14 protein-coding genes are annotated in these 13,602 nt (G+C 64.1%); 2 read left to right on the forward strand and 12 right to left on the reverse strand.

All coding sequences use genetic code 11. The annotated features are described in order from the left end of the window. Positions 1–39: 39 nt before the first annotated feature. From XH89_RS35065 to XH89_RS35075, 3 genes are all read right to left on the reverse strand, one after another. Complete coding sequence (locus tag XH89_RS35065; RefSeq protein WP_194464838.1) at positions 40–1,329, reverse strand: pitrilysin family protein; 1,290 nt, start codon at positions 1,327–1,329, stop codon at positions 40–42. Further along, positions 1,326–2,744, reverse strand: coding sequence for a threonine synthase (gene thrC, locus XH89_RS35070; RefSeq protein WP_194464839.1), 1,419 nt, complete (start codon positions 2,742–2,744; stop codon positions 1,326–1,328). Before thrC ends, XH89_RS35065 begins: the two co-directional genes overlap by 4 nt. Before the next feature lie 528 nt (positions 2,745–3,272). Further along, a complete protein-coding gene (locus XH89_RS35075; protein ID WP_194464840.1) occupies positions 3,273–3,917 on the reverse strand; it encodes a response regulator transcription factor in 645 nt (214 codons plus the stop codon). Between the two features lie 85 nt (positions 3,918–4,002). Between XH89_RS35075 and XH89_RS35080 the strand changes: the two genes are divergently transcribed. Next, positions 4,003–5,334 (forward strand): histidine kinase, encoded by a 1,332-nt coding sequence (locus XH89_RS35080; RefSeq protein WP_194464841.1) that lies wholly within the window; start codon positions 4,003–4,005, stop codon positions 5,332–5,334. Between the two features lie 138 nt (positions 5,335–5,472). Here the strand turns inward: XH89_RS35080 and XH89_RS35085 are convergent, their stop codons facing one another. The 9 genes from XH89_RS35085 to coxB form a co-directional block, all read right to left on the reverse strand. Then, positions 5,473–5,844 (reverse strand): nuclear transport factor 2 family protein, encoded by a 372-nt coding sequence (locus XH89_RS35085; protein WP_194464842.1) that lies wholly within the window; start codon positions 5,842–5,844, stop codon positions 5,473–5,475. Positions 5,845–5,952: 108 nt separating this feature from the next. Beyond that, entirely contained in the window at positions 5,953–6,717 is a 765-nt protein-coding gene (locus tag XH89_RS35090; RefSeq protein ID WP_194464843.1) for an SURF1 family protein, read from the reverse strand. Further along, on the reverse strand, positions 6,714–7,115 hold the full coding sequence (locus XH89_RS35095; protein ID WP_194464844.1) for a DUF983 domain-containing protein: 402 nt from the start codon (positions 7,113–7,115) through the stop codon (positions 6,714–6,716). Before XH89_RS35095 ends, XH89_RS35090 begins: the two co-directional genes overlap by 4 nt. A gap of 96 nt (positions 7,116–7,211) precedes the next feature. After that, a complete protein-coding gene (locus XH89_RS35100) occupies positions 7,212–8,108 on the reverse strand; it encodes a cytochrome c oxidase subunit 3 (protein ID WP_194464845.1) in 897 nt (298 codons plus the stop codon). 65 nt (positions 8,109–8,173) lie between these two features. Next, positions 8,174–8,818, reverse strand: coding sequence for a cytochrome c oxidase assembly protein (locus tag XH89_RS35105; RefSeq protein ID WP_194464846.1), 645 nt, complete (start codon positions 8,816–8,818; stop codon positions 8,174–8,176). A 5-nt stretch (positions 8,819–8,823) separates the two neighbouring features. Beyond that, positions 8,824–9,000 carry a hypothetical protein gene (locus tag XH89_RS35110; RefSeq protein ID WP_035700697.1) on the reverse strand — a complete coding sequence of 59 codons (177 nt, stop codon included), beginning with the start codon at positions 8,998–9,000 and terminating at the stop codon, positions 8,824–8,826. Beyond that, positions 8,997–9,941, reverse strand: a complete 945-nt coding sequence (locus XH89_RS35115) for a heme o synthase (RefSeq protein WP_194464847.1) — start codon at positions 9,939–9,941, stop codon at positions 8,997–8,999. The genes XH89_RS35110 and XH89_RS35115 overlap by 4 nt, the downstream gene beginning before the upstream one ends. 65 nt (positions 9,942–10,006) lie before the next feature. Further along, on the reverse strand, positions 10,007–11,626 hold the full coding sequence (gene ctaD / locus XH89_RS35120; RefSeq protein ID WP_194464848.1) for a cytochrome c oxidase subunit I: 1,620 nt from the start codon (positions 11,624–11,626) through the stop codon (positions 10,007–10,009). An 89-nt stretch (positions 11,627–11,715) separates the two neighbouring features. Further along, positions 11,716–12,555 carry a cytochrome c oxidase subunit II gene (coxB, locus tag XH89_RS35125; protein WP_194464849.1) on the reverse strand — a complete coding sequence of 280 codons (840 nt, stop codon included), beginning with the start codon at positions 12,553–12,555 and terminating at the stop codon, positions 11,716–11,718. Between the two features lie 446 nt (positions 12,556–13,001). Here coxB and XH89_RS35130 point away from each other — a divergent pair, with 446 nt between their 5' ends. Next, positions 13,002–13,547: an invasion associated locus B family protein gene (locus tag XH89_RS35130; protein WP_194464850.1), complete on the forward strand. Its 546-nt coding sequence runs from the start codon at positions 13,002–13,004 to the stop codon at positions 13,545–13,547. Positions 13,548–13,602: the final 55 nt, after the last annotated feature.

Genomic DNA, 13,602 nt, shown 5'->3' on the forward strand with positions numbered 1-13,602 from the left:
GGTGATGCTTCCCGGACAGGCGGTCCGCCAGCGCGGCTCCTAGTGCAGCCGCGCCTTGGCGCGCGCCCGGGTCAATCCTTCCGCAAAAGACACCGCCGTGTCCAGACCCCTGCCGCTGCCTAATGCGACAACTGCAGGGCGGCTGCGCGAAAGCAGCGCACGCGCCGCATCGCGGGTCGATTCGATGCTGACGGCGTCGATCCGGGCCACCAGCTCCTGCACCGTCTGCGGCCGTCCATAGGCCAGCACGTGCCGGGCGAGCTGCTCGGCGCGCGAGGAGCAGCTCTCCAGCGCCATCAAGAGGCCCGCCTTCATCTGCGCCTTGGCGCGGGCGATCTCGGCCTCGGTCAGGGTCTCGACCGAATCGTTCATGATATCGACCACGACCTCCATCATTTCAGGCGCATCGGCCGGATCAGTGCCGGTATAGAGGCCGAAGAAGCCGGTGTCGGTATAGGGCGCGTGGAAGGAGTAGATCGAGTAGCAGAGGCCGCGCTTCTCGCGCACCTCCTGGAACAGCCGCGACGACATTCCGCCGCCGAGGATGTTGGTGAAGACCTGGAGCGAGAACAGCGACAGATCGGTCTGCGGCACGCCTTCCAGCGCCAGCGTCAAATGCGCCTGTTCGAGCTCGCGATGCACGACCTTGGCGCCGCCCTTGCCGAACTGGGCAGCCTGCGGCTTCGGGCCCGGTGTCGCCTCGAAACTCGCAAAGCGCCTCTCGGCTTCGGCGACGACCTGGCTGTGATCGACGGCACCGGCCGCCGCCACCACCATGTCGGGGCCGCGGTAATGCGTCGAGAGATAGTTGCGCAGCGAGTCGCGGTTGAAGCTCTTCAGCGTCTTGGCCGTGCCGAGCAGCGAACGTCCCATCGGCTGATCGGGATAGCAGAGCTCGTTGAGATGTTCGAACACGACGTCATCGGGCGTGTCCTGCGCAGCTCCAATCTCCTGCACGATAACGTTCTTCTCCCGCTCGAGCTCGTCGGGCTCGAAGGCGGGATTGGCCAGGATGTCGGCGAGCACGTCGAGCGCCAGCGGCACGTCGGCCTTCATCACCCGGGCATAATAGGACGTGGTCTCGGTCGAGGTGCCGGCATTGAGGTCGCCGCCGACCGCCTCGATCTCCTCCACGATCTCGCGCGAGGAGCGTCCGGTCGTGCCCTTGAAGGCCATATGTTCCAAGAGATGCGAGATGCCATGCTCGTTCGGCTTCTCGTCGCGGCCGCCGACGCCGGCCCAGACGCCGAGCGCGGCGGTCTCGAGATGAGGCATGTTATCGGTGACGACGGTCAGGCCGGAGGCAAGCTTGGAGATCTCGACGCTCATCCGGCAACTCCCTGTTTTGCAGCACGGCTGACCGACAGCACGAATCGCTCCACCTCGCTCTGATCGTTCTTCATCACCTTCATATGTTCAGATTTGGTCATGAGACCGTCGAGCCAGGCCGGCAGTTGCGGCCGCTGGCCGCAGGCGGCCTCGACGGCATCAGGGAATTTGGCCGGGTGCGCGGTCGAGAGCACGATATTGGGCACAGTCGTGTCGGTGGTGTCGCGGTCGGCGACAGCCAGCGCCACAGCGGTGTGCGGATCGACGAGCTCGCCCGCCTCGCGCCAGGCAGCGCGGATCGCAGCCGCGGTTTCGGTCTCATCGGCCCGGCCGGCGTCGAATTCTTCGCGGATGGCGGCCAGCATCGCATCGGGCAGCACGAAGCGGCCCGACTGCTTGAGCTGCTCCATCAGCCGGCGCACGGCGGGCGCATCGCGCTTGCTGGCCTCGAACAGCAGCCGCTCGAAATTCGAGGAGATCTGGATGTCCATCGAGGGCGAGGCGGTGGCGTGCACCTCGCGCACCTCGTAGATGCCGGTCTTGAGCGTACGGGCGAGAATGTCGTTGACGTTGGCAGCAATGCGTAGCGTCCGGACGGGAAGACCCATGCGCTTGGCGACGTAGCCTGCAAAAATGTCGCCAAAATTGCCGGTCGGTACGATGAAGTCCACCGCGCGCGCCGGCGCGCCGGCGGCAACTGCGGAGGTGAAATAATAGACCACCTGGGCAACGATGCGCGCCCAGTTGATGGAGTTGACGCCGGACAGCGAGGTCGCATCGCGGAAGCGGTGATTGTTGAACATCCCCTTCACGAGCGCCTGGCAGTCGTCGAAATTGCCCTCGATGGCGAGCGCGTGGACGTTGGCGGCGCCCGCCGTCGTCATCATGCGCTGCTGCACCTCGGAGATGCGCTTGTGCGGGAACAGCACGATGAGGTCGACATTCTCGAGCCCAGCGAAGGCTTCGACCGCGGCACCGCCGGTGTCGCCTGAGGTCGCGACCACGATGGTGGTGCGCTGGCCGCGCTTGGCGAGTACATGGTCCATCAGCCGCGAGATCAGCTGCATCGCCACGTCCTTGAAGGCGAGCGTCGGCCCGTGGAACAGCTCGAGCACGAATTGATGCGGCGACATCTGGCGCAGTGGTACCACCGCCGGATGGCGGAAGGTGGCATAGGCCTCGTTCGCCATGCGACCAAGCTCGACGTCCGAAATCTCGCCGCCGACGAAGGGACGGATGACGTCAACAGCGACTTCCCAATAGGGGCGGCCGAAGAAGCCTGCGATGGTCTCGGCTGGCAGAAGCGGCCAGGTCACCGGCACGTACAGGCCGCCATCGCGGGCAAGCCCGGTCAGCATCACGTCACAGAAGCCAAGCTCAGGGGCCTCGCCCCGGGTCGAGATATAACGAGTCAAACTGCCCTCCAAAGGCTGGCCCGGTTCGAATTCGTGCCTTAAGCCTTTGATTTCATGATGTTCCTAGTTCTTGAGCCAGAGGCTTCCGGCACCATAGAGTGTTTTGCGGGGCCGCACCATGCCCAACGAAAAAGGGCTGCGGCGATGCCGCAGCCCTCTCTTGGAAGGTCTGTCGTTGATGTGTGCAGACCCGGTTTACCGTAACGGGGCCCCTCCCCCGAAAATCGCCGGTTCGAGCTATCGTCACCTGTCACGAGATCGTCAAGACCAAAAACGGCGCGCCGCGCCAAATGTTCCTGTTTTTCCCGATATGTCCCGGTCCTGCCGTCCGCCAAGCGGCTGGCCCAGCGGCCTCGCTGCTGCTTTTTCCCACACACTGCGTCGAACAAGGAACGAACGAAGCGCCGGCCCATTGTGTCGGCGGATCGGATCAGCCGTGGTCCACACATTGCCCGGACGCGCGGCGGCGCCGATCCTTCGACTGAACCGGCTGCGATCCTGGAGCAGCCGGTTCGGTCTCTGGCGGTGTCAGGTCATCCCGATTTCCACCGCGATCCGGATCAGATCAGAGTGGTTCTTGGCCCCCAATTTCTGCTTAAGCAGCGACGTGGTGTTGGCGACCGTCTTGTAGGAGATGCCAAGCGCCCCGGCGACCTCGACGATCTTGTTGCCGCGCCCGAGCAGGCGGAGAATCTCGAGCTCCCGCGGCGTCATCTGCGAAGCCGGATTAGCCTTGATCGCGGCGCCCGAGAACGTCACAGCTTCCGCAAGCTGTGGCGAGATGAAGTTGTCGCCTGCGATCACCTTGCGCACGGCCTTGAGCAGGATCCGGGGATCGTCACCCTTGGAGACATAGCCCTGCGCCCCGAGCTCCACCGCACGCACCACGAAGGCCGGATCATCGTTCATGCTGAACATGATGATCTTGGCGTCCGGGTCGTCCTTGCGGATTCGCCGCATCAGTTCGAAACCGGAGACGTCGGGCAGGCTGATATCAATCACCGTCACGTCGGGACGCTTGCTGATATAGGCCCGGTGTCCGGATTTGGCGTCGCTGGCCTCGTCGATGCGGATCGAATGGTCGGACGCAAACAGGGTGCGGCACCCTGACAGCACCACGGGATGGTCGTCCACAATCAGAACCTTGGTCGCCGGCTTGGCGGTATCTTGCATTGCGCGCTCTCTGTTGTTCGACTCATAGACCGCCGGGAACAAATGGAAAGAGAAAATTCCGCCGTTGCGCGTTAGAATTGACCTAATGTGGCAACGGCTCCCGTTCAGGACCCAACTGTTTCTTCCGCTCGGCTTGAGCTTTCTGGCCGCGCTGGCCCTGGGCGGTGTCCTGCTCCAGGCATTTGCGACCGGTCAGCTGGCCGACGAGAGCGAGCCGGGCCGGCGGTCGACACAGACGATGGCTGTCGCGCTCAACAGCGCTCTTGCCGCCTCGGATCATCCACGGAAGGTGCTCGACGCGTTCGTCCAGTCCCTGGCCCCCTCCTCTGACATTCAATTCCGCCCTGTCGAAGCGGGTTCTGTGCCCCCTGCGAAGGACAGCCTTCGGGATGTGCATGGCGTGCCGCGATGGTTCATCGACCTGATTGCCATCCCGGACATGGACGCGGCCTCTCCTGTCATCATCGACGGCAGGCACGTCGGCGACATCGTGTTCACGCCCGACCTGTCGGCCGACCTGTTCGAAAAATGGATCGGCTTGCTGGCTCTGGCCAGCCTCATTGCGGTGCTGATGGTCCTGACCGGAACGATCGCCTATCTTTTCGCCGGGTCGGCCCTGCGACCCCTGCAAAGCCTTGGCGCAGGCCTCACCCGTATGCGGCGCGGCGATTATGCGACGCCGATCCCGGTCGCAGGGCCCTCGGAAATCCGGAAGAGCTGCGAGGAGGCCAATGCGCTGGCAACGACGCTCGCGCAATTGAGTCAGGACAATCGCGATCTCCTGCATCGGCTGGTGTCGCTCCAGGACGACGAGCGGCGCGATCTCGCCCGCGAGCTGCATGACGAGCTTGGCCCGCTGCTGTTCAGCATCCGCGCCGGCACGATCGCGTTGACCGAAGCCTCACCGCAGACGGGACACCTCGGCAACTCAGTTCAGGAGGTGATGCGGTCGGTCGAGGCGCTGCAGCAGACCAACCGCCGCATCCTCGACCGGCTGCGACCGCTCTACATCGAGGAATTGGGGCTCGAGGCCAGCCTGCAGACGCTGCTCCGGAATTTTCGCAGACAGGCGCCGCATATTGGCCTCGCTGCGACGATCGATCCCGGTCTCAACGGGGTCGAGGGGCCGCGGGCCCAGACCGTCTACCGCGTGATCCAGGAGGCGTTGACCAACGTGCTGCGCCACGCCGGAGCACGCAATGTCCATGTGGAGGCGGCGATATCTGGCGATGCGCTCGCAATCGAAGTCTGCGATGACGGCGGCGGCTTTCCTGCCGACAATGTGTTCGGCCGCGGCTTGACCGGCATGCACGAACGCGTGCGTGCGCTCAGCGGATCGCTGTCGCTGCTGCGCGCGGACGAACGAACCTACGTGCGCTGCCGTCTGCCGCTTGGCGAAGTCCCGATCTCAACCTAAAGCGCGATGAGATCAGGATGAATCGTCATCCTGTTTCAGGTTGTTGTTTGAGCGTGATCTCCGCCCAAACGCGTTCCGCGTTTGTCGCGAGGGAAAACCGCTTCGCACTTTGCGCTAACGCGGCCGTTCGGGTCCGGATCAGGCTTTGGCACGCTCAGCAATCGTGCGAGCCTGCTGCGCCGGCGCGCACAGCGTGCTGTGGATCTTGCCTTCCGCACTGAAGCGAAACGACGCGCGGATTCGCAACGCCCCCGCGACGGAATATTCGAGATCGACGCCATTCGGCGCGGGATCAATCTCCTCGAGGCGGAATCCCGCCGACGAGAATGCGCTGAGCTTCGGTCCCCAATAGGACTTAAGCTCGCTCCGGCCGCGATAGAAACGCGTTCCGTTGCACGTGCATTCCAGCTCGGCATCATCGGAGTAGAGGTCGAGCAGCGTCGCGAGGTCGCCCGTCCGGCAGGCATCCACCCAATCGACGACCACTCCCATTTGATCGAAATCGCGCACGCCAGGAATCCTGTCTGCCGCAAAAAACATTCGGTGCGGCTTAGGATCACCCTCGTGAATATGCGCTGAATAATAAAGCCCGGGCGATTCCGGGTTCCCTCCGGGAACCTACGGGCTCGCGCCACTCTGCCGCCGTCCCCTCAGCCAGACGGCGAAAGCGATCAGCACCGCACCGGCAAGCGTGAACCACGTGATGGCATATTGCAGATGGTCGTCCTTCAGGTGCACGTCGAGCGGTCCCGGACGCGGAATGCCGTTCTCGGGCGCCGGCTGCTCGAGATCGACATAGAACGGCGCGACCGCGCCCCATCCAAGCGTGCGTGCGATCGCCAGATGATCGCGCACGAACCACAGCCGCTTGTCCCGGTTTTCCGCAGGCGTGAGCCATCCCGGCGCTTCCGGAAAGCGCAGATAGCCCGTAAGCGCGACGGGCGCGCCGGTGACGAGCTTCTTCACCGCGCGATCCTCGACACTGCGCTCCTGCATCGTGTTCTCGACGAAGCCCGCATCGATCACCACGATCTCGCCGCCTGGCAGCCGCGCCGGCAGGAAGGCCCAGGTGCCGGGACCGGAGGCATCCTTGCGCACCGCGGAGCCGGACGAATAGACCATCGCATCCGGCGAAGCCGCATAGGTCGCGGTAAAGCTGACGCGGCGGAATTCGTCGCGCGCGGGCGTCAGCGCGGCCCATCGCGCAGGCGGCGGCAGCGCGACCGGCGCTGCCGCAAGACGTTCGGTGAGGGCCGCGATCAGTTCGTGCTTGGCGGTGCGACGCTGCAATTGCCAGAGCCCGAGCGCAATGAAGGCCGCCGTCAGCAGAAGCGTGAACAGCATGAAGCCGGCCACGCGGGGCTTGCGCGCCGCCTCGTTCATTTCGCGCGGTCGACCAGCCGGCCCGGTGCCGCCTTGTGGTGGAATTGCAGCGCGATCAGCAGCGATTTCATCGAGCGCAATGGCAGAAGCGTGGTCGCAAGGATCAGCGGCAGCCACAGCACCGCATGCAGCCAGAACGGCGGCTGGTACTTGACCTCGACGACCAGCGCGCAGCCCACCACGATCGCGCCAGCGAGCATGATGATGAAGATCGCCGGGCCGTCGCCGGAATCCATGAAGGCATAGTCGAGACCGCAGCGGTCACAGGACGGCGCGAGCGTCAGGAAGCCCGCATAGAGCTTGCCCTGACCGCAGCGCGGACATTTGCAGGCGAGCCCACGCAGCGCGCTTTGCAGCACGGTGGGCTGGGCTTCAGGAGTACCGGCGGTTTCGTTCATGACGCGCAAGCCTATCACAGTTTCGGCCGGGACTCGGGTCACCGGAAAGAGAAAGGGCGGCCCTGCGGCCGCCCTTTCCGATGGATCGGTCGCGGCTCAGTGCGCGCCGTGGGCCATGGTCTCGGCGCCGTGTCCCCAGACATAGATGCACAGGAACAGGAACAGCCAGACCACGTCGACGAAGTGCCAGTACCAGGCCGCGAACTCGAAGCCGAGATGCTGGGTCGGCGTGAAGTGGCCGGCATAGGCGCGGAACAGGCAGACGAGCAGGAACACGGTACCGACCAGCACGTGGAAGCCGTGGAAGCCGGTCGCCATGAAGAAGGTCGCGCCATAGATGTTGCCTGCGAAGGAGAAGGCGGCGTGGCTGTACTCGTAGGCCTGCACGCAGGTGAAGGTCGCGCCCAGGAGGACGGTGAGGATCAGACCATACTTCAGACCCTGGCGATCGTTCTCCAGGAGGGCATGGTGCGCCCACGTCACCGTGGTGCCCGAGGTGAGCAGGATCAGCGTGTTCAGCAGCGGCAGGTGCCAGGGATCGAAGGTCTCGATGCCATGGGGCGGCCAGGTGCCGGGCACGCTGCACGCACCGGCCTGGGTGCCGAGGCCGCAGCCGAACACCGCATCGCGGGTGGCATGGACAGCGTCGGCCGGAAACAGCGCGGAGTTGAAATAGGCCCAGAACCAGGCAACGAAGAACATCACCTCGGAGGCGATGAACAGGATCATGCCGTAGCGGTGATGCAACTGCACGACGCGGGTGTGGTCGCCCTTGTACTGGGCTTCCTTGATCACGTCGCCCCACCAACTCGCCATCGTGTAGAGCACGCCGACGGTGCCGATGCCGAACACGATCGGTGCGGCCGAGAACATGTGGTGCATCCAGGAGATCGCGCCGACCGCCATGATGAAGGCCGAGACGGAGCCGACCGCCGGCCACGGAGAGGGATCGACCAGATGGTAGTCGTGATGCTTGCCTTGCGCGGTAGCCATTGCGGTCTGTCTCCTCAATCCCGTGCCTATCGGGCACTTATCCCCTTAGTCCAACCTCCGAAGCGTCAACCCGGTGGCTGGAGATTTCCCTTGCGCTTGTCGTCGTCGCCGGATGCGAGCGGCTTCACCACCGGATCCTTCACCGGATAGAAGGTGTAGGACAGCGTGATGGTACCGAGCCCGTCATTGTCGTGGTCGTCGGCGATCGACGGGTCGACATAGAACACCACGGGCATCTCGCGCTTCTCGCCGGGCGCCATGGTCTGCTCGCTGAAGCAGAAGCAGTTGATCTTCTCGAAATAGGATCCGACCGTCAGCGGCGCGACGTTGTAGGCAGCCTGCCCCGAGGTGGTACGCGCGGACTGGTTGGTCACGGTGTAATAGATCGTGGTGACCTGGCCGATATTGACCTCGACCTCGGTCTGCTCGGGCTCGAACTTCCAGGGCAGGCCCGGCGCGACGTTGGAATCGAAGCGGACCGCGATCTTGCGTGCGATCGGGCCGGTCGCCGGCGCCGACGTCGCGACCTGCGTCGTGCCATTGAAGCCGGTGGCACGGCAGAACCAGTTGTAGAACGGCACCGCGGCGTAGGACGCGCCGACCATCAGCGCGACCACGCCGCCGCAGATCGAGGCGACCAGCACATCGCGGCCGAGCCCCTTCTTGGCCGTTCGGCTCTGATCCTGCGCTATGGTCGGCTTCTGATCCATCTCTGTCACATCGGGCGAACGAGGACCGCCGGTCCCTTGACCATGGTGACGGCGAAGAACAGGACGACGAGCACGCCGAGCGCCAAAGCAATGGCAATGGAGCGCTGGCGACGGCTCTTCTTCTGCGCCTCGGTGAGGACGATTCCATCTGGCTCGGGTTTGTCAGCCATCGCCGTGATCATGCGCCCCCTACCATCGGAGCTAGCGCCCGGACCACGACCTCGGCCAGCAGGGTCGCGAACAGCGCGAACAGATACAGGATCGAGAAGGCAAACAGCTTGCGGGTCGCACGCAGCGACTGGCTGCGCTCGCGGCGCATGTAGACGTTGATGGCGAGCACCAGCATGCCGGCACCGAGCACCAGCGAGGTGACGCCATAGATTGCATCGAAATAGCCGAGCGCCCAGGGCGCCGCGGCGACCGCGATCAGCACGATGGTGTAGAGCAGGATCTGGAGACGGGTCGCATCGGGACCGGCGACGTTGGGCAGCATCGGAATGCCGGCACGCGCATAATCGTCGGAGCGGAACAGCGCCAGCGCCCAGAAGTGCGGCGGCGTCCAGAAGAAGATGATGGCGAACAGCAGCAGCGGCTCGACGTCGACCCTGCCGGTCACGGCAGCCCACGCCACCACCGGCGGCAGCGCGCCGGCGGCACCGCCGATCACGATGTTCTGCGCGGTCCAGCGCTTCAGGCCGATCGTGTAGATCACGACGTAGAAGAAGATGGTGAAGGCGAGCAGAGCGCCCGCGATCCAGTTGACCAGGATGCCGAGCGTCATCACCGCGAAGAAGGCGAGCGTCATGCCGAACGCCATCGCCTCGGGCCGGGTGATGCGGCCGCGCGGGATCGGGCGGTTCGCCGTACGCGACATCTTGGCGTCGATGTCGCCCTCGAGCGCCATGTTGAGCGCGCCGGAAGCGCCGGCACCGACGGCGATGCAAAGCAGCGAGGTGATCGCCAGCACCCAGTGGAAGTGTCCTGGCGCCATCGCCATCCCGACCAGCGCGGTGAAGATCACGAGCGACATCACCCGCGGCTTGAGCAGCGCGAGGTAGTCACCAACCTCCGCTTCGGAGATGCGGGGATTGATGTCGATGGCGTTCTGATCGAGGACGGACACTTAAACCTGCTCGTTTCGTTCTAGAGCCGCGGCGCCCGTCGCAGGCGCCGCGGGAGTTTTGTCGCTTACTGCACGCGGGGCAGCACTTCGAACTGGTGGAAAGGCGGCGGCGAGGACAGCGTCCACTCCAGCGTGGTGGCGCCTGCACCCCAGGGATTGTCGCCTGCGGGAACCTTCTTCATGAAGGCGTCGAGCACGCAGTAGAGGAAGATCAGCACGCCGAAGCCGGAGATATAGGACCCGATCGACGAGATCAGGTTCCAGCCGGCGAACGCATCCGGATAGTCGACGTAGCGGCGCGGCATGCCCGACAGGCCGAGGAAGTGCTGCGGGAAGAACACCAGGTTGACGCCGACGAAGGTGAACCAGAAGTGCGCTTTCGCCAGCGTCTCGTTGTACATGTAGCCCGTCATCTTCGGGAACCAGTAGTACCAGCCGGCGAAGATCGCGAACACCGCGCCAAGCGACAGCACGTAGTGGAAGTGTGCGACGACGTAATAGGTCTCCTGCAGCACGCGGTCGACGCCCGCGTTCGCCAGCACGACGCCGGTAACGCCACCGACCGTGAACAGGAAGATGAAGCCCACGGCCCAGATCATCGGTGCGCGGAATTCGATCGAGCCGCCCCACATCGTGGCGATCCAGGAGAAGATCTTCACGCCGGTCGGAACCGCGATCACCATGGTCGCGGCGACGAAGTAGGCCTGCGTCGCCGAGGACATGCCGACCGTGTACATGTGGTGCGCCCACACCACGAAGCCGATGCCGCCGATCGCGACCATGGCGTAGGCCATGCCGAGATAGCCGAACACGGGCTTGCGCGAGAAGGTCGAGACGATCTGGCTGATCATGCCGAAGCCGGGCAGAATCAGGATGTACACCTCGGGGTGACCGAAGAACCAGAACAGATGCTGGAACAGCACCGGATCGCCGCCGCCCTCGGGATTGAAGAAGGTGGTCCCGAAGTTACGGTCGGTGAGCAGCATGGTGATCGCGCCGGCAAGCACCGGCAGCGACAGCAGCAGCAGGAACACCGTCACCAGAATCGACCACACGAACAGCGGCATCTTGTGCAGGGTCATGCCCGGCGCGCGCATGTTGAAGATCGTGGTGATGAAATTGATGGCGCCGAGGATCGACGAGGCGCCCGCCAGATGCAGCGAGAGGATCGCGAAGTCGACGGCCGGGCCCGGGTGGCCCGAGGCCGACAGCGGCACGTACATGGTCCAGCCGGCGCCGACGCCGTTGGCACCGGGCTCGCCCTCGACGAAGCTCGACAGCAGCAGCAGCGCGAAGGAGGCCGGCAGCAGCCAGAACGAAATGTTGTTCATGCGCGGAAACGCCATGTCAGGCGCGCCGATCATGAGCGGCACAAACCAGTTGCCGAAGCCGCCGATCATCGCGGGCATGACCATGAAGAAGATCATGATCAGGCCGTGCGAGGTCACGAATACGTTATAGGTGTGCGTTTCGTGGAATATCTGGACGCCCGGGAACATCAACTCGGCACGGATCGCGATTGACATCGCGGCACCGATGATGCCGGCGATGACCGCGAAGATCAGGTACATCGTGCCGATGTCCTTGTGGTTGGTCGAATAGACATAGCGACGCCATCCGGTCGGATGGGCGTGCTCGTCATGTCCGTGGGCGTGATCGCCGTGTGCCGCTGCGCTCGTTGCCATTTTCAAATCCTGCCTTGCGTCCCATTCGGACCTTTGGAGGTCCCGCCCTCTTATGCCGCTTTCAGTTCCGGTAGACCGTCACCCGACGCTTACTGCGTCGGGCCGGCCGCGGAGGCGAAAGTGCTGGTGCCACCGCTCGCATATTTCTTCTTCGCCGATTCAACCCAGGAGGCGAACTCCTGATCGCTCACCACGCGGATCGCGATCGGCATGAAGGCATGGTCCTTGCCGCAAAGCTCGGAGCACTGGCCATAGAACATGCCGGTCTTGGTGGCCTTGAACCAGGTCTCGTTCAGCCGGCCCGGAATGGCGTCGATCTTGACGCCGAACGCCGGCAGGGCGAAGGCGTGGATAACGTCGGCGCCGGTGACCTGAACGCGAATCACCTTGTTGACCGGTACCACCATCTCATTGTCGACGCCGAGCAGGCGGGGCTGCTTGTCCTGGGCCAACAGCGAGTCGAACTCGAACTTGCCGTTGTCAGGGTAGGCGTAGGACCAGTACCACTGCTTGCCCGTCGCCTTCACCGTGAGATCCGCCTTCGGCACGTCGAGCTCGAGGAACAAGAGGCGGAACGACGGCACCGCGATGCCGACCAGGATCAGCACCGGCACCAGGGTCCACACCACCTCGATCAGCGTGTTGTGGGTGGTCCGCGACGGCACCGGATTGGCCTTCGCGTTGAATTTCATCACCACGATCACCAGCAACGCCAGCACGAACAGCGTGATCAGGATGATCAGCACGGACAGGAAGTTGTGGAACCAGACGATGTTGTCCATCACCGGGGAGCCAGAACCCTGCAGGTGCCATTCCCACGGCTCAGGCTGCCCAAGCTCGGCAAATGCCGCACCGCCCGTCGCCAGCGTCAGACCCGCCACGGCCAATCCCAGCAAGTGCCGGCCCACCTGGCCCATCGACATCTTCATGCCGTTCGCGCTCCCCTAACGAAATCACCCCAAGTGCATTCCCCTATTTTGGGGAACGCTTATTCGATCCGCCCGTCTGACAAACCGCCGCGCAAGAATACCTCTAGGAGGAATTGGGGCCAGATCGCTAGAACGCCGAAATCAAGCCTCTCAAACCATAATTCTTGATCTATCGCAATGCAGTCTTGAGCCCTGTCTGTCAGCCATCACCGGCAAGATATTTCCCAGTAACATCAGACAAAAATACCGTTTCCCGGGATGCCGCAGCTTGACAGCCGGACTACCCGTTGTAGGCACTGCCACAGGGCCGCGCAGGAACCTGATTCGTGGCGATAATGACGGCCAGGGCGGCGCGGAATTTGCTTGTGAATTGCCTTCAAGACGCCGTCATTCCCGTATCAGTCCACCAGCGCGAGCGACCCAAGCGAGCAGAGGGACCGACCCCGATGGGGCTTTCGAGATGCATGGCAAGATCGGCTCTATGGCCGGCTAACGGCCCCAAGGCGCTGATCGGCCTCCTGGCTGTCGTCCTTTTCCTTGCCCTCCCCAGCCTCGCCCATGCGCAGGGCGCGGTGCGCTCCGTTCATGGCGACTGGCAGATCCGTTGCGACACCCCGCCGGGCGCCCAGGCCGAGCAATGCGCCCTGATCCAGAGCGTGGTGGCGGAAGACCGCTCCAACGCCGGCCTCACCGTGATCGTGCTCAAGACCGCCGACCAGAAGAGCCGCCTGATGCGCGTGGTCGCCCCGCTCGGCGTGCTCCTGCCATCCGGCCTCGGGCTGAAGCTCGACAATCAGGACGTCGGCCGGGCCGGCTTCGTCCGCTGCCTGCCCAATGGCTGTGTCGCGGAGGTCGTCATGGACGATAAGCTGCTCGGCCAGCTGCGCAGCGCCAAGACCGCGACCTTCATCATCTTCGAGACGCCCGAGGAAGGCATCGGCTTCCCGCTCAGCCTGAACGGGCTCGGCGAGGGCTATGACAAGCTGCCGTAGGACGGCATCCGGTCGCGCGTTCTCGATCCCGTCATCCTGAGGTGCGAGTGCGGGC

This window comes from Bradyrhizobium sp. CCBAU 53340, assembly GCF_015291645.1.
In the GTDB taxonomy this organism is placed as follows: Bacteria; Pseudomonadota; Alphaproteobacteria; order Rhizobiales; family Xanthobacteraceae; genus Bradyrhizobium.